Annotated in this window: 16 protein-coding genes; 9 read left to right on the top strand and 7 right to left on the bottom strand. The window is 60.8% G+C overall.

All coding sequences use genetic code 11. The features are described 5' to 3' along the window. Nucleotides 1-19 precede the first annotated feature (19 nt). Both cutA and dsbD read left to right on the top strand, forming a co-directional pair. Nucleotides 20-361: a divalent-cation tolerance protein CutA gene (gene cutA / locus RE432_RS04125; protein ID WP_310931944.1), complete on the top strand. Its 342-nt coding sequence runs from the start codon at nucleotides 20-22 to the stop codon at nucleotides 359-361. Between the two features lie 106 nt (nucleotides 362-467). Further along, nucleotides 468-2,396: a protein-disulfide reductase DsbD gene (gene dsbD, locus RE432_RS04120; protein ID WP_310933024.1), complete on the top strand. Its 1,929-nt coding sequence runs from the start codon at nucleotides 468-470 to the stop codon at nucleotides 2,394-2,396. Nucleotides 2,397-2,456: 60 nt separating this feature from the next. Here dsbD and RE432_RS04115 read toward each other — a convergent pair whose 3' ends face one another. From RE432_RS04115 to yihA, 3 genes are all read right to left on the bottom strand, one after another. Beyond that, nucleotides 2,457-2,663 (bottom strand): dodecin, encoded by a 207-nt coding sequence (locus RE432_RS04115; RefSeq protein ID WP_310931943.1) that lies wholly within the window; start codon nucleotides 2,661-2,663, stop codon nucleotides 2,457-2,459. Between the two features lie 83 nt (nucleotides 2,664-2,746). Continuing rightward, nucleotides 2,747-3,763: a porphobilinogen synthase gene (hemB, locus tag RE432_RS04110; RefSeq protein ID WP_310931942.1), complete on the bottom strand. Its 1,017-nt coding sequence runs from the start codon at nucleotides 3,761-3,763 to the stop codon at nucleotides 2,747-2,749. Further along, a complete protein-coding gene (gene yihA / locus RE432_RS04105) occupies nucleotides 3,760-4,383 on the bottom strand; it encodes a ribosome biogenesis GTP-binding protein YihA/YsxC (RefSeq protein WP_310931941.1) in 624 nt (207 codons plus the stop codon). The genes hemB and yihA overlap by 4 nt, the downstream gene beginning before the upstream one ends. Nucleotides 4,384-4,536: 153 nt before the next feature. On the opposite strand from yihA, the gene RE432_RS04100 reads away from it, so the two are divergent. The 4 genes from RE432_RS04100 (at nucleotide 4,537) to RE432_RS04085 (ending at nucleotide 10,007) form a co-directional block, all read left to right on the top strand. After that, complete coding sequence (locus tag RE432_RS04100; protein WP_310931939.1) at nucleotides 4,537-5,238, top strand: c-type cytochrome; 702 nt, start codon at nucleotides 4,537-4,539, stop codon at nucleotides 5,236-5,238. Between the two features lie 160 nt (nucleotides 5,239-5,398). Beyond that, the gene (locus RE432_RS04095) at nucleotides 5,399-7,384 is read left to right on the top strand and encodes a cytochrome c biogenesis protein ResB (protein ID WP_310933023.1); all 1,986 of its coding nucleotides are present in this window, start codon (nucleotides 5,399-5,401) and stop codon (nucleotides 7,382-7,384) included. Nucleotides 7,385-7,395: 11 nt separating this feature from the next. Continuing rightward, the gene (gene ccsB / locus RE432_RS04090; protein ID WP_310931938.1) at nucleotides 7,396-8,754 is read left to right on the top strand and encodes a c-type cytochrome biogenesis protein CcsB; all 1,359 of its coding nucleotides are present in this window, start codon (nucleotides 7,396-7,398) and stop codon (nucleotides 8,752-8,754) included. Nucleotides 8,755-8,984: 230 nt separating this feature from the next. Beyond that, on the top strand, nucleotides 8,985-10,007 hold the full coding sequence (locus tag RE432_RS04085; RefSeq protein WP_310931936.1) for a GGDEF domain-containing protein: 1,023 nt from the start codon (nucleotides 8,985-8,987) through the stop codon (nucleotides 10,005-10,007). Between the two features lie 27 nt (nucleotides 10,008-10,034). Here RE432_RS04085 and RE432_RS04080 read toward each other — a convergent pair whose 3' ends face one another. The 4 genes from RE432_RS04080 to RE432_RS04065 form a co-directional block, all read right to left on the bottom strand. Beyond that, nucleotides 10,035-12,950 (bottom strand): EAL domain-containing protein, encoded by a 2,916-nt coding sequence (locus tag RE432_RS04080; RefSeq protein WP_310931934.1) that lies wholly within the window; start codon nucleotides 12,948-12,950, stop codon nucleotides 10,035-10,037. 269 nt (nucleotides 12,951-13,219) lie between these two features. Next, nucleotides 13,220-14,488 carry a diaminopimelate decarboxylase gene (gene lysA / locus RE432_RS04075; protein WP_310931933.1) on the bottom strand — a complete coding sequence of 423 codons (1,269 nt, stop codon included), beginning with the start codon at nucleotides 14,486-14,488 and terminating at the stop codon, nucleotides 13,220-13,222. Between the two features lie 56 nt (nucleotides 14,489-14,544). Beyond that, complete coding sequence (gene lptM / locus RE432_RS04070) at nucleotides 14,545-14,787, bottom strand: LPS translocon maturation chaperone LptM (RefSeq protein WP_310931932.1); 243 nt, start codon at nucleotides 14,785-14,787, stop codon at nucleotides 14,545-14,547. Between the two features lie 13 nt (nucleotides 14,788-14,800). Continuing rightward, nucleotides 14,801-17,227, bottom strand: coding sequence for a PBP1A family penicillin-binding protein (locus RE432_RS04065; protein WP_310931930.1), 2,427 nt, complete (start codon nucleotides 17,225-17,227; stop codon nucleotides 14,801-14,803). A 115-nt stretch (nucleotides 17,228-17,342) separates the two neighbouring features. On the opposite strand from RE432_RS04065, the gene RE432_RS04060 reads away from it, so the two are divergent. Genes RE432_RS04060 through RE432_RS04050 form a run of 3 tightly spaced genes read left to right on the top strand, consistent with a single transcriptional unit; the run spans nucleotide 17,343 to nucleotide 20,161 of the window. Next, on the top strand, nucleotides 17,343-17,939 hold the full coding sequence (locus RE432_RS04060) for a shikimate kinase (RefSeq protein ID WP_310931928.1): 597 nt from the start codon (nucleotides 17,343-17,345) through the stop codon (nucleotides 17,937-17,939). Further along, on the top strand, nucleotides 17,936-19,024 hold the full coding sequence (aroB, locus tag RE432_RS04055; protein WP_310931926.1) for a 3-dehydroquinate synthase: 1,089 nt from the start codon (nucleotides 17,936-17,938) through the stop codon (nucleotides 19,022-19,024). The genes RE432_RS04060 and aroB overlap by 4 nt, the downstream gene beginning before the upstream one ends. Before the next feature lie 9 nt (nucleotides 19,025-19,033). Beyond that, nucleotides 19,034-20,161 carry a deoxyguanosinetriphosphate triphosphohydrolase gene (locus RE432_RS04050; RefSeq protein ID WP_310931925.1) on the top strand — a complete coding sequence of 376 codons (1,128 nt, stop codon included), beginning with the start codon at nucleotides 19,034-19,036 and terminating at the stop codon, nucleotides 20,159-20,161.

The following is a 20,161-nucleotide window of genomic DNA, read 5'->3' as shown; positions in this document are numbered from 1 at the left end:
ATTTGTCAGGTTGAAAACCATGAACTCCTCTGTGCTGTCCGCCCACGATGCGGTCGTGATTCTAAGCAACGCACCCGACATGCTGCTGGCCAAGCGCATCGCGCATGTGCTGGTCGAGGAACAACTGGCCGCTTGCGTGAACCTTGGGGCGCCGGGCTTGTCTATGTACATGTGGCAGGGCGAGCTGGAAGGCACGGAAGAGGTGCCCATGACCATCAAGACAACAGGGGCACGGGCACAAGCCGTGATGGAGCGCCTGATGGCGCTACACCCTTACGAGGTCCCAGAAGTGCTGGTGCTGCCCGTTTTGGGCGGCTCCGCCGGCTATCTGGAGTGGCTGCGGGCACAAGTACAGGTTTAAAGGAAATTTTATGCGGTCTATGCCGCCGGCTAAGAACATGGCACAGGCGCAGGCAGGCCTTATGCCACGGCAATCCCCCAGGGATGCCCATCGTCAGTACGCGTTGATGGCCGCCTTGTTCAGCGCCTTGCTGATGGCAGTCCTGTTGTTGCGGCCCGGCCCGGCCCTGGCGGAAGAGGAGTTCCTGGACCCCGAGGTGGCTTTTGTCCTGTCGGCCGCCACCCAGGCGCCGGATGCCCTGGACGTCCACTTCAAGATTGCGCCCAAGTACTATATGTACCGGGAGCGCTTCGAGTTCACGGCGTCGACCGATGCGGCATCGAAGATGCTGGGCGAGCCCGTTTATCCTGCCGGCATCGTCAAATACGACCCCACTTTCGAGAAAGACCTCGAGGTCTACTACCACCAGGTGACGGTGCGCGTGCCGTTGGCGCCGGGCGGGCAGCAGCCTTTTACCCTGTCGGTCACCAGCCAGGGTTGCGCCGACGCCGGACTCTGCTATCCGCCCATGACCAAGGAAATCCAACTGACCCCGGTCGCGGGCGGCTACCAGGCGCAGGGGCAGCATGTGGTGGCCAGTGTTCCGCCACCGCGTTCGCAAGCCGAACTGACGGCGGAAGCCGGCGCCGCAAGTACCGCCGGCCTAGGCAGCGCGCTGCAGTTGGGCGATACGGGGTTTGCCGCGTATCTGGCCGACGCGGGCTGGGCGCAGATCATTCTGCTGTCCTTGCTGCTGGGCTTGTTGTTGTCCTTTACGCCCTGCGTTTTGCCCATGGTGCCGATACTGCTGGCGATACTGGCCGGCAACGCGGACGAGCAAAAGAAAATATCACGCTGGCGCGGCCTGTCGCTGGCGGCGGTATTTGTGTTGGGCATGTCCATTGTCTACACCGTACTGGGCGTGGCGGCCGGGCTGATCGGCGCCAGTCTGGCCAACTGGCTGCAGACGCCTTGGGTGCTGACGCTGTTTGCCATCTTGCTGGCCTTGCTGGCCTTGGCCATGTTCGACGTATTGACCGTTCAGGCTCCCGCCGCCATGCAGTCCGCGCTCAACCATCGTCTGGCCCGCTTGCCGGGGGGACGCTATGGCGGCGTTTTCTTGATGGGGATGGTCTCGGCGTTGATTGTCGGACCCTGCGTGGCCGCGCCGCTGGCAGGTATTCTGCTGTTCATTTCGCAAACCGGCGACCTGGTGCTGGGGGGCACGGCCCTGTTCGCCATGGCCTGGGGTGAAGGCTTGCTGTTGCTGGCCGTGGGCGCAAGCTCCGGCCTGTTGCTGCCCAAGGCGGGCCCCTGGATGAACGGCGTCAAGCGCTTGTTCGGTATTTTGCTGCTGGCCACGGCCTGGTGGATGGTCAATTCCATTTTGCCGGGCTGGCTGAATATGCTGGGATGGGCCTTGCTGGCTTTGTGGGGCGGCGTCATGCTGGGCGCCTTCGACGCCATGCACGCCGGGGTCGGCACGGGGCGGCTTCTTGGCAAGGCCCTGGGCCTGCTGTTGGCCTTGTGGGCGGCCGTATTGATCGTGGGCATGGCAGCGGGCGGCCGCGAGCTGCTGCGGCCCTTGGCCCCCTTTGCGGGCATGGGCGCGGCATCAAGCGCCGCCGTCGCCGGCCCGGACGGCGATGCCATCAAGGAACAGTTCACACAGGTGCGTTCGGTGCAAGAGCTGGACAACCTGCTGGCCAATGCCAATCGTCCGGTGATGCTGGATTTTTATGCGGACTGGTGTGTGTCGTGCATAGAAATGGAAAAATTCACGTTCACGGACCCGGGCGTGGCGCGGCAGATGTCGCAATTGCTGCTGGTGCAGGCCGATGTCACGAAGAATACGGATGATGACCGGGCCTTGCTGAAGCGTTTCAACCTGTTCGGGCCGCCGGGCATCATTTTCTTTGACGCGCAGGGCCGGCAACTGGCCGATGCCCGGGTCATCGGGTTCAAGAACGCGCGGGATTTCGGGGCGGTGCTCGACAAGGTGCTGGCCGGGCGTGCAGAGCCGGCGCCTGGCTTGCTGTCGCTGACGAGTCAATGAACCCCCAGGGTTGATCCTGACAGGCGCCAGAGGCCGTCTGCTGGCCTCTGGCGTGGATGTTTACTCGAGTGTGAACCCGAGCTTGATGGTGACTTGCCAATGTGCGACTTTACCGTCGGAAACATGGCCACGCGTTTCTATTACTGTAAACCACTGAATATTGCGCACGGTTTCGCTGGCTTTCGCGAGCGCCGTGTTGATGGCGTCTTCGATGCTGACTGTGGAGGAGCCCGTCAGCTCAAGATGTTTATAGACATGATCACCCATGCGATTTCTCCTAAAGGGACATCAGGCCTTTCATCTTAAGCTTTTGGGCGGCTCAGGTATATGCCGTTTTCGATGCGTGGCGATTATTGCTGCGCTTTCAGAAGCTTTGCCGCCGCCACCGCGAAATACGTCAGAATCCCATCGCCGCCCGCTCGCTTGAAGGCCAGCAGCGATTCCATCATCACCTTGTCGTGATCCAGCCAGCCATTGGCCGCCGCCGCCTTGATCATCGCGTATTCGCCGCTCACCTGGTATGCATACGTCGGCATTCCGAAGGCGTCCTTCACATCGCGCAAAATATCCAGGTAAGGCAAGCCGGGCTTGACCATGACCATATCCGCGCCTTCGCGGATATCTGCCGCGACCTCCCGCAGGGCTTCGTTGCGATTGGCCGGGTCCATCTGGTACGTGGCCTTGTTCGACTTGCCCAGATTGGCAGCCGATCCCACCGCGTCGCGGAAGGGGCCGTAAAACGCACTGGCGTATTTTGCCGAGTACGCCATGATGCGCGTATAGATCAATTGCTGCGCTTCCAGCGCCTGGCGTATCGCACCGATGCGCCCGTCCATCATGTCGGACGGCGCGACGATGTCCACGCCTGACTGCGCCTGGACCAATGCCTGCCGGGTCAGGATATCGACGGTGGGCTCGTTCAGCACATAGCCGTTTTCATCGATCACGCCATCCTGGCCGTGGCTGGTATAGGGGTCCAGCGCTACGTCTGTCAGGATACCCAGTTCCGGAAAATGCTGCTTCAGGGAAGCGACGACGCGCGGGATCAGGCCGTCGGGATTGGCCGCTTCGATGCCGTCCGGCGTCTTCAGCCCCGCGTCGATCACCGGGAACAGCGCCAGGACGGGGATGCCCAGCGATACGCATTCCTGGGCCGCCTTGAGCAGCGTGTCGGGCGAATAGCGCACAACGCCGGGCATGGAGGGAACGGGTTCCTGCACGCCCTGGCCTTCCATGACGAAGACCGGATAGATCAGGTCGTTGGCGGTCAGCACATTTTCGCGGACCAGGCGGCGCGAAAAATCATCGCGGCGATTGCGGCGCAGGCGGGTGGCGGGAAAGTCGGTGGGAAGCATAAAAGAAGTCATGGCACTACCTTGGGGGAAATCCAGTTTTCAATTTGCGCAGCGGCCGTGTCCAGGCCAATGCGGTGTGTGGCGGAGAACGGCATGGCGTTCAGGGCGCCGATATCGGCAAGTTGCTTTTTGACGGCGGCAACGGCCTTGATGCGCTGGCCGTACGGAAACTTGTCGGCCTTGGTCAGCAAGGCCAGGACCGGGGTGCCGGTGGGGGCGATCCAGTCGGCCAGGCGGCGATCCAGTTCGGTCACGCCGCGCCGTATGTCGATGAGCATGACGATGCCTGCCAAAGACGGACGGTCGCGCAGATAGCCGCCCAGCACGTCGGCCCATTCTTCGCGGGCCTCGCGGGCGACCGACGCATAGCCGTAGCCGGGCAAATCGACCAGGAAGCCCAGGAAGGCGCCGGGTTCGACCGGATCGGGGATGCCGAACAGGTTGATCAGGCGGGTGCGCCCGGGCGTTTTACTGGAAAAGGCCAGGCGACGCTGATTGGTCAGCACATTGATGGCCGAGGATTTGCCCGAATTGGATCGGCCAACAAAACAGACTTCGGCCGTTGTGGGCGGCGGCAACTGGTCGAGGCGGGCCGCTGAAACGGTGAAGGAAGCGCGATGCAAAATGGACACTGGTTTACCTAGGTCGGTTTAATTCAACTGCTATTGTATAATCGCAGGTTTGAAACAGTTGCGTCATTTCTTCCTGGGCGTGCTTTAGGGGAAGTGGCATTGTCATCGTGGTGTCTACGGCACCCGGATCGAATAGCGATCGTCGAGGTCTTCATGAAGCGTATGCTTTCCAGAATCGTAGTTGCCAGCGGCTTGCTGCTGGGGTCTTCCGTAGTTTCCTTGGTCCACGCCGCCGATGTGGCCGTTGCCAAACCCGATGCCGCCAAGGGCGAGCAGCTTTATGCCAACGGCGATGCCGCGCGCGGCATCCTCGCCTGTGCGAGCTGTCATGGCGCGGCCGGGAACAGCACCATTCCGGCCAACCCCAACCTGGCAAGCCAGCCGCACGAATATCTGGTCAAGCAACTGGTCGACTTTACCGCCAAAGACGATAAATCCAAACCTGCCCGTGGCGGCGCCAATGGCGCGCCTTCGATCATGGCGCCCTTTGCCGCCGCGCTCAGCCCCGAAGACAGGCAAAATCTTGCCTACTACCTGGCCCAGCAGGCGCTGGACCCCGAAGCCGCAGGCACGGCCAGCAAAGAAGCCACCATGGAACGCGGCCAGCATATCTGGCGCGGCGGCTTGCCCGATCGCAAGGTACCTGCCTGTGCGGGTTGCCACTCGCCCAACGGCGCGGGCATTCCTGGCAGCTATCCCCGCCTGGCCGGCCAGCATCCCGCCTATCTAGAAGAACAGCTCAAGCACTTCCGCAGCGGCGACCGGGCCAATAATACGGTCATGCACGAGATCGCCGACCGCATGTCCGACGCCGACATCGCCGCCGTGGCGGACTATGCCGCAGGTTTGCGCTAAAACAAAAAATCATTCTGTCGCGGCATACGTACCGCGACAACCGCTTTAAAATAATGGGGGACGCTATCGCTGGCATCCCCTTTTTTATGAAGACCGCCCCGTGAAATCTTCTTCATCCACGCGTCGCCTTGGCGCAGACGTCTTCGAACTGCTCGGCTCCATGCGCTTTGCAGTCAGTTTGCTGATGTTTATCTGCGTGGCGAGCGTGATCGGCACGGTGCTGCAGCAAAATCAGGCCGACAACAACTACATTGACCAGTTCGGGCCTTTCTGGTTTACGGTTTTCGACAAATTCTCCATCTGGCATATTTATAACAGCTGGTGGTTTTTGCTGATCATGGCTTTCCTGGTGGTGTCGACCACCATTTGCCTGCTGCGCAATGCGCCCAAAATGGTGCGCGACATGCAGTCATTCCGCGAATATGTGCGCGCCAGCAGTTTGCGCTCGTTTCACCATCGGGTCGAAGCCACGGCACCGGTTTCCCCTGCGGAAAGCCTTGCCCGCCTGCAGCAGTGGCTGGGGGCGCAGGGTTATAAATCCAAGGTCAGGCAAGACGGCGACAGCATGATGCTGGCCGCCAAGAAGGGCGCCGCCAACCGCCTGGGGTATATCTTTGCCCATGCCGCCATTGTGGTGATCTGTGTCGGCGGCCTGCTTGACAGCGAATTGCCGGTGCGCCTGCAGGTGTGGCTGGGAGGCAAGCAACCCGTTACGGAGAACATGCTGATCTCACAGGTGCCCGAATCGGGCCGGCTGTCCGCGCGCAACCCCAGCTTCCGGGCCAATATGCTGGTGCCCGAAGGCGCGCAAAGCAGCAGCGGCATCATCAGCGTCGACGAGGGCGTGCTGGTGCAGCCCTTGCCCTTCACCCTGAAGCTGAACAAGTTCCTGGTCGATTATTACTCCACCGGCATGCCCAGCAGCTTCAAGAGCGAGGTCGAGGTGACGGACCCGGAAACGGGCAAATCCTTCAGCCAGACCATCGAAGTCAATGAGCCGTTGCGCTACAAGGGCGTTACCGTGTATCAGTCCAGCTTCGACGATGGCGGCAGCACGCTCGAATTGCTTGGCTACCCCCTGGCAGGCGCTTCGGCCAAGCCTTTCGAGCTGGCCGGCACCGTGGGGTCGAGTGCGGATCTGATGGCTGCCGGCGGGAGCAGGGCAGTACCGTTGAAGATCGAGTTTTCGGGTTTGCGCGTGATCAACGTTGAAGACCTGTCGGGCGAGGTCGCCCCCCAGCCCAAGGCGGTCATTGATCACGTGGCGGCGGTCACCGGCAGCGCGGCGGGGGCCAAGAATGAACATCTGCGGAATGTGGGCCCCAGCGTTCAGTACCGGATTATCGGCGAAGACGGGCAGTCTTATGAATACACCAACTACATGCTGCCCATGATGCTGGATGACAGCCTGGTCTTTCTGGCCGGGGTGCGTGAATCGGAAGCCGTGCCGTACCGCTACGTCCGGATTCCCGCCGATGCCGACAACTCGGTGGCCGAATTCATGAATTTGCGGGCGGCCCTGGCTGATCCTGCTGCAGTGCAGCAGGCAGCGCAGCGGTTTGCCCGGAAGAATGCCAATGAAACCATGCAGGCGCCCATGCTCGAGAAAGCTGTGCTCGGAGCGCTGGATACTTTCTACCGCAAAGGTTTCAACGGCATCATCGAGCAGGTTCCCGAGCAGGACCGCGAAAAAGTCCTGGGTTTTGCCGTCCCCATGATTCAGCTATCATTGGCCGAGCTGCGTGATGTGATGCGTGAACGTTCTGGCCAAACGGCGGTCAAACGCGAAGGTCAGGAAGGCATTCAGGCTGATCAATGGATACAGATGTCACTGTTGGCGCTGGCCAATCTGCCCGATTATCCGGCGCCGGTGTTCCTGACGCTCAAAGGATTCGATCAGGTCGAGGCCAGTGTATTTCAGGTGGCGCGCAGTCCCGGCAAGAATACGGTTTACCTGGGCTGCCTGTTCTTGATCATCGGCGTTTTTTCCATGTTTTATATCCGTGATCGCAGGGTGTGGGTATGGATCAAGCCCCATGCCGGCGGTAGCGAGCTGTTGGCCGCCATGACATCGCAGCGGCGTACGCTTGACTTCAATCACGAGTTCGACCGTTTCAAAGAGGCGTTCAAGCGTCTCTCCACGTAACGAGGTTCCCAATGTCCGAGTCCATCATCCAGTCGAGTACTCCCTTGTGGCAAGAGGCCATGACGGCCAGCGGCGACTCGCGCGGCCGCCGGGGCAAGCCCGATTGGACCGATATCGTCTTTTTCCTGCTGCTGGCGGCGGGTGCCGCGTGGGCGCTGACCCAGTTCAGCCAAAGCATGGATTACTACGAAAAGCTCATTCTCTGTGGTTCGGTGGCCGGCCTGAGCTGGATGGCCTGGCTGTGGCGTCCCTTGCGCACGCTCATGGTTGTGTCCGGCGCAAGCGCTTTGTTCGCCATCTGGCTCTATAGCGGCGGCGGGGGACTGGGGCAAGGCGATATCGCCCGTGCCGAGAACGTGTTCTTCCTGAAGTACCTGTTTTCGTCCCAGTCGGCCATTTTGTGGATGTGCTCGCTGTTTGTGCTGGCCATGGTGTGTTACTGGATCGGTATTTTCAGCCAGACGGCGGCGTGGCTGGGCACGGCGCTGACCTGGGGGGCGGTGTATGCGGGCGTCACGGGCATGCTGGTGCGCTGGCGCGAAGGCCATTTGCTGGGCCCGGATATCGGCCATATTCCCGTTAGCAACTTGTATGAAGTGTTCGTGCTGTTTGCGCTGATCACGGCTCTGTTTTACCTTTATTACGAACGCCGCTACGCGACGCGCGCGCTAGGCGGTTTCGTGTTGCTGGTCATCAGTTCGGCAGTGGTTTTCCTGCTGTGGTATTCGTTCACGCGCGACGCGTTCCAGATCCAGCCGCTGGTGCCCGCCTTGAAAAGCTGGTGGATGAAGCTGCACGTACCGGCCAATTTCATCGGCTATGGCACGTTCTCGCTGGCGGCAATGGTGGGGTTTGCCTACCTGGTCAAAGAGCATGGCCAGACGCGTTCGCTCAGCAAGCTGGCGCCCGTGTTTTTGCTGGGCGCCGTTCTGTGTGCCGAGCCGATGGTGTTTGGCTCCGGCGAGCTGTCGGCCACGTGGATGTTGTACTTTGGCATAGGCGCCATCATTGTGGGCACCATTCTGGCCTTTCGCGGCCCCATCGCCAGCAAGCTGCCTTCGCTCGAGATCCTCGACGACATCATGTATCGGGCCATTGCCGTCGGGTTCGCCTTCTTTACGGTGGCCACGGTGCTGGGCGCGCTTTGGGCGGCCGATGCCTGGGGCACCTACTGGCAATGGGACCCCAAGGAAACCTGGGCGCTGATCGTCTGGCTCAATTATGCCGCCTGGCTGCACATGCGCCTGATGAAAGGCCTGCGCGGCACCATGGCCGCCTACTGGGCGCTGGCGGGCCTGCTGATCACCAGTTTTGCCTTCCTGGGGGTGAATATGTTCCTGTCGGGCCTGCACTCATACGGCGAGCTATAGGCGCCCGGGCCGCCTGGGGCGGCGCCTGGACACGGGCGCCGCTTTTTTCATGCTGTCGGCTGGCATGATAGCTATTGCGCCGAAACACAAATAAAGTGTATTGAATTCCTATATATATGATAATATGGCTAAATTTGCTGCTGAATGTAAATTAAGTTTCAATACGTGGTAAGCGGCGCGCCTGGTGTGATGTGCAGCACCAACTTCTTTGCTCTAAAAAATAACTAATTATGTTTGTGGTTAAAGAAGGCCCGGGCATTAAAGTGCGGGCAACGATACTGGCCAGTGAAGCGCTCTTGGCACAGCTGAACATGCTGCAGGTGTTTTTGCCGTTGCCAGGCTGGCTTGTCAGCAAGAGCGACGGCCAACAATCCGACATGGTCGCCGCCACGGGCGTTTTCGACCCCCTTCCCTGCGAACAGCTGGAACGCCTGTTGCAAGAGAACTGGCAGGGTGCGCGCCGGGTCGAAGACTTTTACTATCGCCTGGCGACCGAGGCCGAACGGCAGTGGCTGCAAGAGCATATGGCCGTTGGCTCGCAGGGGCTGTACCTGGTCATGGCCGACTTGTGCGAGCCCGACGGCCGCAGTGTAGGCCGCGTACTGGGGCTGGCCCCGGAAGCCTCGCTGTCGGGGCTGATCGTCGGCGCCGATAAAATTGCCTTGTGCCTGCAGGCCATGATGTTTACGGTCGCCCTGCAGGCAGAGCTCGACGCCGCCGAGCAACTGGTGGTCGAAATGCAGCACGACGCCTTCACGGATCCCTTGACGGGCATCTTCAATCGGGCCGGCTGGATCAACCGGCTTGCGCATATCGACGATCAGGCCTCGGCATCGGACGAAGACGCGGCCATTGTCATGCTCGATCTCGATTTCCTGAAGGTGGTCAACGACAGCCGGGGCCACGCGGCGGGAGACGATCTGCTGCGCCTGACGGCACAGACGATTTCATCGGTGCTGCGCAACAGCGATTCGGTGGGACGGCTGGGCGGCGATGAGTTCGGCGTGGTCATACAGCATGCAACCCCCATGGCGGCGGAAAGGCTGCTGGAGCGCCTGAAAGAGGCGCTGGCCGTGGTGGACATACAGATTTCGATCGGCATGGCCTTAAGGTCTGAATCCGGCAGCCTGAAGAACGCCATGCACCTGGCTGACCAGCGCATGTATATCGAAAAGCGCAAGAAATCGCTTCCGGTCAGGACGCGCGCCACGGACAACGACAGCTCGCTGCTAGCCAACAGCAACGTTGCCTGAGTGCCTCATTGCCTGGCAGGCAATGGCTCAGGCCCCGTTCTGCTTCACTCTTGAAATAAATGCCAGGGTATCGGGCGAACTCACCAGATCGGTGATGCTGTTCGCGTTCAGGATATCGATGGGCGGCCTGCCCTTGGACACCACAAAGCCCTGCACGTAGTCTACGCCCATGTTTTTAAGGGCTTCCAGGGTAGCGCCGTCTTCGACCCATTCCGCGATGCTCTTCATGCCCAGGTTGCGGGCCAGCTCGATCACGGTGCGCACAATGGCCACATTGGTGTCATTGGCCAGCATGTCCTTGATCAGCGCGCCATCGATCTTGATGGCATCGGTGCGCAGTTCTTTCAGGTACGAGAAGGACGAATAGCCGGCGCCGAAGTCATCCAGCGAAATGCGGACCCCCATGCGCTGCAGGCGCTTTATGAAGACGCGGGTACGGTCCAGATCCTGCAGGGCGACCCCCTCGGTGATTTCAACGTACAGGCGATCCGTCAAGTGTTCGTGTTTGGCCAGGCAGGCGAACAGCGCTTCGATGAACTTGTCGTCGTTCAGCGAAACACCGCTTAGGTTGATACTGACGAACTGCGTCTTGGACAGCCGCTTTTCATGCTTGGCCAGCCATTCCAGCGTGGCTGAAAACACCCATTTGTCAATAATGGAGATGGTTCCGTTTTCTTCGGCCGACGCCACGAACTTGCCCGTGGGAATGATGGCGCCGGTAGAGTCCCTGACCCGCAGCAGCACCTCGAAGTTAAGCGATTCCAGCGGCTTGTGCAGCGACATGATGGGCTGCAGCTCCAGGTACAGGCCGCGGGGCGATTCGCTGCCTTCCAGCTCATCGAACAGGCGCAGTTCTTCGGCATGCTCTTGCAGTTCGTGCGAATCGTGTTCGTAGACGACCACGTCCTGGCGCTGCTTGCGCGCTTCCCGGCAGGCATGGCTGGCAGCGGAAATGGCGTCTTTGGCGTTCATGCTGCTGTTGACTTCCACCACGCCGATTGCGCTTTTTACGTGGAAGGCGCGCGTACCGATATGGAAGGCCGACGAATGCAGGTCTTCGATGATCTTGATGGCGGCTTCACGGGCTTCGTTGGCCTTGGTATTGGGGAAGATGACAATGAACTCATCGCCCCCGATGCGGCCGACCTTTTGCGATTCGGACAGGGAAGACTGGATGCGCTCGCAAACCTGCTTGAGCACTTCGTCGCCCGCAGTATGGCCAAACAGGCCGTTGATGCGCTTGAAATGGTCCAGGTCCAGATAGGCCAGCGCGCAGGGCTCGCCGTTGGCCAGGCTCTCCAGCGATTTGTCCAGTTCCTTTTCGATGCCCCGGCGGTTCAGGACATCGGTCAGCGGGTCGCGTTCGGCCATCAGGCGCAGCCGGTTCATGGTTTTGGTGCGTTCGGTGATGTCCTGCAAGGACCCTTCGATGCGGTTGCCCCCCAGCGCGATGCGCACGACAAAATGCCGCGGCCGGTCGGGCTGGATGGCCGAGTCGATGAGCTTGATCTCGACCTCTTTGCCGGCCGCCGTCAGGTCGGACAGATGCTGCCAGTCTTGCGTTTCGAAATAGTCGGTCCAGTACACGGTGCCGTCATTGACCAGCGAAAAGCCCAGCATTTGTTCCAGAACCGGATTGGCGCGCTGGAAGGTGTTGTCCATATCCAGCGAAAACATGCCTATGGGCGTGACGGTGTAATTCGAGACCAGTTCGGTTTGTGCGCGTATGCGCTCGCGCCGATCTTCGCGCATGCGTTCGGCCACGGCCAGCGCGATCATGATGTTGGACAGCAGCAAGGCAATGACGGCGTTGAAGATGTCGATGAACTGGGTGCGGCCGAACACCGCCATGACGATGCCGGACAGCATGACGCACAGCGCCATGCCCAGCGAGACGATATGCCACATCCATATTCTGGACCGCGTCTGGTACACGGTGCGGGTCAGCAGGAAGGCGGCCACGGCAATCCCATAGCCGCAACTGACCCACATGAGCGGCTGGAACCATTTATAGGGCAAGATGAATGCGCCCGCCAGCAGGGCTATGCCGGCCCACTGCGCTATGCGCAGCAAGATGGGACGGCTGGCGGTATCGCTGTTGCGGAACAACTGCGTGAACAGGGTATAGGTCAACAGATAGTACGCGGCGATGGTCAGTTGCCGGATAAAAGGCATCCAGTCCAGCGGAATGCTGCGCCCCAGCCATTGGGTATCCCAGCCCATGGCAAAGGCGCCCAGCCTCAGGTTGCCGACCAGCCAGGCAGCCAGCAACAGGTAGATCCATTCGCGGTTGGTGATGGCAATGACAACGATAAACAGTGCGATGGTCAGCAGGCCGCCTTCGAGCAGGCTGATGCCGCGTACAAAACGGTTGGTTGATTTCCTGAGATCGGTGATGGACCAGTGCTCGACCGAGAACGGGCCGGCATCGGCAAACGTAGCATGGCAGAGCATGGAAACAGGCGTTTCGCTGCGGCCCAGCATGACCGCGAATCCTTGCTTGGATGAGCGCAGAGAGCCGGTGGCCTGATCGCGATTGGCGGTGCCCAAAGGCTTGAGGGTGCGCGTGTTCCAGCACGCCAGCGACTCTGTGTGCCGCGAGGGGATGTCGACGGCATCTTCGCCCAGTTCGGGGCGGAACGGCACGTCGACCAGAAACCAGGTGGGCGCATCGGTGCGGGCGGACCGGACCGGATTCTGGGTCTTGAGCGCCGACAATGCCGTGTACGGGGTCTGGAAGGCGCTGCTGTCGGGCAGCAGCCGGATCTCGAGCGTGCGCCCATGCGTGATCGGGTACAGGTTGTTCAGCGCCAGCAGCGCCAGCGAGGACACAACCAGTATCCCGATAGGGACGAGATACAGGGAAAAGTAGTAAATCAGCCGACCTCTGAAGGTAGCAATCTTCGCGGCAGAAATGCGGCTAAACGTGTTTGAAACCGTCATGATTTACTGTAGTGGACCTTGTTGCCCTGTAATCGCCCGGTCAAGGTCGTTACCGAAGCGTTATGTTTTGAATTTATATCGCTGCCTGTTTCAACAGGAAAACGGCAGGCGCTTTTATCAATGCCAGGTTTTCGCAACACGGCCCTGTGTGGGGGCCGCCAATTATGAAGCGAATAACCTGTTTACGTCCTGTACGGCGAATTCTTTATAGTGCTTGGTATGCGTGCTGGGTTATGTGCGTCCCTATTGTTATGAACCGCCGGGCCGGATTAGTCAAGTACGGTTTCGGTCGAAAACAGACTTCCCAGTGTCTCCCTGGGGCGTACAACATGCGCTTTGGCGCCATCGACCATGACTTCGGCGGCGCGCGGACGGGTGTTGTATTGGCTGGCCATGGTAAAGGCATAGGCGCCGGCCGACATGATGGCCAGCAGATCGCCCTGCTGCAGTTCCATGGGCCGGTCGCGGGCCAGCCAGTCGCCGCTTTCACAGATCGGGCCCACGATGTCGTAACGAGGCGTGCTGCCTTCGGACTGGCGGGGCGCGACGGCCTCGACGCTGTGCCAGGCGTCGTAAAGGGTCGGGCGCAGCAGGTCGTTCATGGCGGCATCCACAATGGCGAAATTCTTCGCCTCGCTATGCTTCAGGAACTCGACGCGCGTCAGCAGCGCGCCGGCGTTGCCCACCAGCGACCGGCCCGGTTCGAGCACGATCTGCAAGTGGGCCAGGCCCTGCTGTTCCAGCACGCGGAACACATTGTCCAGCAGGTCGGTGGGCGACAAGGGGGTTTCGTCGGTATAGCGGATCCCGATGCCGCCGCCCAGGTCCAGGTGCTTCAGGTGGATGCCTTGGCTGGCCAGAGCCTGGATCAGCGCCACCAGTTTGTCGAGTGCGTCGAGATAGGGGCTGACCTCGGTGATCTGCGAACCGATATGACAGTCCACGCCCACGACCTGGAGGCTGGGCAGGGCCGCGGCGCGCTGGTACACCGCCATGGCGCTTTCAATGGCAATGCCGAATTTGTTTTCTTTAAGGCCGGTCGAAATGTAAGGATGGGTTTTCGCGTCGACGTCGGGATTGACCCGCAGGGATACGGGGGCAACTTTACCCATTTCCTGCGCCACCTGGGCCAGCCGCAGCAGCTCGGCTTCGGACTCGACGTTGAAACACTTCACACCCGCTTCCAGTGCGGCCCGCATTTCCCAAACCTGCTTGCCCACGCCCGAAAAGACGATCTTGCCGGGGTCCCCGCCAATGGCCAGGACACGGGCCAGTTCGCCGCCCGACACAATATCGAAGCCTGACCCCAACTGCTTGAATTCATTGAGCACGGCCAGGTTGGAATTGGCCTTCATGCCATAGCACACCAGTACATTGCGGCCTTCGGACGCAACACGGTAGGCATCCCAGGCATCGTGCAGGGCTTGACGCGAATAAACATACAGCGGCGTACCGTGTTCTTCAGCCAGCGCGGCCAGCGAGACGTCCTCGGCGTGTAGCGTGTTGTTCTTGAACTGGAAATGTGCTGCGACAGTCATCGTGGATGGCTTGAAAAGAATAAGTCTTCAATGTTACTGGATGTTATGCCCTTTGCCTAGTTCAGTTGCACTGGGCTGGGTGTGGCCGATGCCGGCGATTCGCCGGGCTGGCCGGCCGCTTCGGCTTCCGGGAGCGCCGCCGGTGTCGGAGGCGTGGTCAGCGATGCGTCGGGCGCGGGCGGCGGGGGCATGTATAGCGGGCCTTTGTAGCCGCAAGCGGCCAGCATGGAAACCAGGAAAAGGCCGGTTGCCAGGCGGCAAACGCCGATGGCGCGCGTCGTACTGCGGGGCGCTTGCATAAAGGACTCCAATTTAAAACGGGACGTTGGGCGGCTGTTCACGTCGCGGACTGCTGGTCAGCTGATTGAGCAGGTCTCCGATGCCGTCCGGCCCGCCGCCATCGACCGGGATGTCGTTGGGGGAAGGCAGGCCCACCCGTGCAACGGCCTGGCCGGGCGGGAACTCCGAGAAATAGAATTCGCCATCGATCCTGGCCAAACCGTCGGGGATGGGGCCTGGCGGCGTCTGGGGCTGATCTTCCAGGGCATCGCGCATGTAGTTCAGCCAGATGGGAAGCGAGGCGCCGCCGCCCGTTTCGCTTGAACCCAGCGAGCGAGGGCGGTCATAGCCCATCCAGACCACGCCGACGAGCTTGGGCGTGAAGCCGGCGAACCAGGCATCGTGAGAATCGTTGGTGGTGCCGGTCTTGCCGCCGATATCGTCGCGCTTCAGTTCGCGGTGAACGCGCGCGCCCGTACCGTAGGTGGCCACCCCGCGCATCATGTCGTTCATGACATAGACCGTGCGTGGATCGATGGCCCGCGCAGCGGCGTCGCCGGCAACAACCGGCTTGGCCTGCATGATGACTTTACCGCTGCTGTCCGTGACATGATCGATCAGATAGGGCGGGACACGGTAGCCGCCATTGGCAAATACCGAATAGGCTCCGGCCAGTTGCAGCGGCGTGACGCTGCCGGCGCCCAGCGCAAGCGGCAAAACGGCTGGCTGGCGGGCGCGGTCGAAGCCGAAACGGGTCAGGTAGTCTTGCACATACTTGGGCCCCACCGCCTGCATGATGCGGATCGACACCATGTTCTTGGACTTGTACAGGCCTTGGCGCATGGTCAGCATGGGCTCGTACTGGTTGCCGTAGTTCTTGGGCGTCCAGGCTTTCGAGCCGGTTTGCGCGGCGGTCAGGACAAAGGGTTCGTCGGATACCTGTGTGCCCGGGGTCAGCCCCCGCTCAAGCGCCGAGGCATAAATAAACGGTTTGAACGCCGAGCCGGGCTGCCGCCAGGCCTGGGTGACGCGGTTGAACTTGCCTTCTTCGAAGTTGAACCCCCCCACCAGCGCCTTGATCGCGCCGTCCTGCGGACGCAGGGACACAAAGGCGGCCTGGACGTCGGGCATGTTGATCACTTCCCAGTGTTCGCCGTTCATGTGCAGGTACACCACCGAACCGCGCTGTATGCGCACATCGGCCTTGGCGTCCTTGACCAGGCCGCGCGCCACGATCTTGAGCGCGCCCTTGTCGGTGACATCGATGATTTCGGTGGCGCTGCGGGCCACCGTGATCTTGGTGGGGCTTGCGTCGAGCACCACCCCGGTCAGCAGATCGCCCTCGTCGGGGTATTTTTCCTGCAGCTCGTCCAGCAGGGCATCCAGCTGGGCCGGATCTTTTTCGATGCCGGCAGGCAGGCTGAGGGTTTCCTCGGGGCCCGGGTAGCGGGCGCGGCGGGTGTAGTCGAGTATGCCTTCGCGCACGGCGTCGTAGGCGGCTTCCTGGTCTTGCGATGTGACCGTGGTGTAGACATTGAAGCCGCGTGAATAAATGTTGTCCTGGTACACGCCGTAAAGCAGCTGCCGTGCGAGCTCGGCCACATATTCGCCGTGAATCGCATAGCCGCCGGCGGGGGTGCCCGGGGCCGATTTAATCACGATTTCCTGAGCCCTGGCCTGTTCGTATTCGGCCTCGGTCAGGTAGCCCAGGTTCTTCATGCGCCCCAATACATAGAGCTGGCGCGATTTGGCGCGCTCGAAGTTGGCAATGGGATTGAAGCGGGACGGCGCCTTGGGGATGCCGGCCAGCATGGCGGCCTCGGCCGGCGTGATCTCGCCCAGTTGCTTGCCGAAATAGGTGCGCGATGCCGCCGCAAAGCCGTATGCGCGATGACCCAGGTAGATCTGGTTCATGTATAGATCCAGAATCTGGTCTTTGGTCAGCGTCGCTTCGATCTTGAAGGTTAGCAGCAGTTCGTAAAACTTGCGGGTGTAGGTTTTTTCGGACGACAGGTAGAAGTTGCGGGCGACCTGCATGGTAATGGTGCTGGCCCCTTGCGTTTTGGACATATGCGTCAGGTTGGCGACGACTGCGCGCGCAACGCCTGTCCAGTCGATGCCGCCGTGCTGGTAAAAGCGATCGTCTTCGGCTGATAAAATGGCCGATTTCATGACGTCGGGTATTTCGTTGAAGCGCAGTACGTTCCGGCGTTCTTCGCCAAATTCGCCTATCAGTACTTTATCGGCCGTATAGATGCGCAGAGGCACGCGAGGCCGGTAATCGATCATCGCGCTCAGGTCGGGCAGGTTGGGCCAGGCAAGCGCCAGGGCCAGTGAACCGAGCAAGGCCACGCACAGTCCAAGGCCGGCCATAAAAATGCCGGCCTTCAAGATAAAGCGGCCGAGCCACGAAGACTGCGTGTCGGATTTGTTTTTCGAGGAATTGGTAGAGGAACTCATTAGGGGCGATTTTAAGTCTAACCTTGGTCAGACTATGATTTGCGCATCAGGTTTATGTAACCGAGTAATGCAGTGTAGCGGCGTAAGGTCGGATTGCAAGTGGGATAATACACAAATGAATGATTCTTTACCTATCGAATCCGCCGAGCCGCGGCTTGAGGACGGCCTTCAGGCCGATCTGCTGCCATACAGCCAGCCGGTGTTCTTGGTCGGCATGATGGGTGCAGGAAAAACCACGATCGGCCGCCAGCTTGCACGCGCCCTGAACCGGGAATTTCTGGATCTGGATCACGAGCTGGAGGCGCGCTGCGGTGTCCGGGTATCGTTGATTTTCGACATCGAAGGCGAAGAAGGGTTCCGTAAACGAGAGTCCGCGGCCCTGGAGGAATGTTCGCAACGCCGCCATATTGTACTGGCGACCGGCGGCGGCGCGGTGCTGGCCCCCGAAAACCAGCGCTGCCTGAACGAGCGCGGCGTGGTGGTATACCTGCGTGCGACCGCCGAAGAGCTGTTTCGCCGCGTGTCGCGCGACCGCAACCGCCCCTTGCTGCAAACCGCCGATCCACAAGCCAGCCTGCGCACACTGTTGGCGCAACGCGAGCCTATATACGAAAGCGTGGCCGACCTGACATTCGAAACCGGCAACATGCCGGCCACGCAGGTTGTGCGCTCGCTTCTTTCCATGCTGCAACACTACGAGGTGCAATCATGAGCACAGTCCAGGTCGATACACCCGGGGGCGCCTACCCCATCCACATCGATTCGGACCGCCTGGGCCGTCTGGCGCAAAGCATTCCGGACGATGCCACCACGATTGCGCTGGTCAGCAATGCGACGGTGGCCGGGCATTATCGCGCGCGGGCCGAAGCGGCGCTGGCGGCAAGCGGAAAGCGTCTGGTGTACATCGAACTGCCGGACGGCGAAGCCCATAAAGACTGGCAGACCCTGAATCTGATTTTCGACGGCTTGTTACAAAACAGGCTGGATCGCAAGGCCGTATTGATCGCCCTGGGGGGCGGGGTGATCGGCGACATGGTCGGATTTGCCGCAGCCAGCTACATGCGGGGTATCCGCTTTGTGCAGGTGCCCACCACGCTGCTGGCCCAGGTGGATTCGTCGGTGGGGGGCAAAACCGCCATCAACCATCCCTTGGGCAAGAATATGATCGGCGCCTTCTATCAGCCGGTGGCCGTCGAGATCGATATCGATGTCCTGTCGACCTTGCCTGCGCGCGAAATATCCGCCGGCCTGGCCGAAGTCATCAAGTACGGCCTGATTATCGATGCCGAATTTTTTACCTGGTGCGAGCAGAATGTCGGCGCCTTGCGCGCGCTCGATCGCGCAGCCATTACCTATGCCATCCAGCGTTCCTGCGAGCTCAAGGCTTATGTGGTGTCGCAAGATGAACGCGAATCGGGCCTGCGCGCCATTTTGAACTTTGGCCATACCTTTGGGCACGCCATTGAGTCCGGCCTGGGATACGGTGCCTGGCTGCATGGCGAAGCCGTCGGTTGCGGCATGGTGCAAGCGGCCGAGCTGTCGGCCTTGACGCATGGCCTGCCGGCCGACAGCGTCGAGCGTGTGCGGGCGCTGGTGCGGGCCATAGGCTGCCCGGTGCAGGCTCCCGACTTGGGAACGGCCCGCTGGCTCGAACTGATGCAGGTGGACAAGAAAACGGAAGGCGGCCAACTGCGTTTTGTCCTGCTGCCTGAAATCGGGCAGGCATGTTTTGAACCCGTGCCGGCCGAGGCCCTGCAGCGGGTCCTGGAGCAAGCCGCTGTACCGGCACAGGCATAGAAGCCAGCCATGACCGAGATTGCGCCCTACGCTTGCGATCCGGGCCGCACCCGCGGCCGGCGGCATCCCGAGGAGCCGCCGGCCGGGCGCAACCAGTTCCAGCGTGACCGCGATCGCATCATCCACTGCAATGCCTTTCGGCTGCTTGAATACAAGACCCAGGTTTTCATCAACCACGAGGGCGACCTGTTCCGCACCCGCCTGACCCACAGCATCGAGGTCGCCCAGATTGCCCGTACGCTTGCGCGCAACCTAGGCCTGCACGAAGACCTGACCGAGGCGATTTCGCTGGCGCATGATCTGGGCCATACCCCGTTTGGCCATGCGGGGCAGGACGAGCTGAACGCCTGCATGCGCGAACTGGCCCCGCAAGCCGGGGGCTTTGAGCACAACCTGCAAAGCCTGCGGGTGGTCGATGAACTGGAAGAGCGCTATGCGTCCTTCAATGGCTTGAATCTATGTTTTGAAACCCGCGAAGGCATATTGAAGCACTGCTCGGTCAAGCATGCGCGGCTGCTGGGCGACGTGGGAGAGCGCTTCCTGGCGCGGACGCAGCCGTCGCTGGAAGCGCAGATAGCCAATCTGGCCGACGAAATCGCCTACAACAATCATGACATCGATGATGGCCTGCGATCCGGGCTCATCACGCTGGAACAACTGCAGATGCTCGAAATTTTCGCCACGCATCATGCGCAGGTCAGGCGCAAGCACCCGCGGATAGAAAAGCGGCGCCTGATCGCCGAAATCATCCGTGCCATGATCAATACCCTGGTGGTGGATCTGACTGAAAACACGCTGGCCAATATTCGGACCCACAAGCCCGGCAGCGTGGACGATATCCGCGCCAGCCCGGCCATCGCCGCATTTTCGCCGTCCATGCGCCGCCAGGCCAACGCCCTGAAAAGCTTCCTGCTTGAAAATCTGTACCGTCACTACCGCGTGATGCGCATGACGACCAAGGCCCGCGCCATCGTGCGCGAGCTATTCGAGGCGTTTTTGCGCGAGCCGCGCCTGCTGGCCGACGAATACCGGCGCGATGATGAGGTGGCGCAGGCACGGGCCATTGCCGATTACATCGCGGGCATGACAGACCGCTACGCGATCCGCGAGCACGGTCTGCTGTTCCGCATGGACTAG

It is taken from the genome of Pusillimonas sp. SM2304 (assembly GCF_031628915.1).
Taxonomy (GTDB): domain Bacteria; phylum Pseudomonadota; class Gammaproteobacteria; order Burkholderiales; family Burkholderiaceae_B; genus Pusillimonas_C.
The sequence above is the reverse complement of the archived record's forward strand: the minus strand, read 5'-3'. Positions and strand labels throughout refer to the sequence as shown.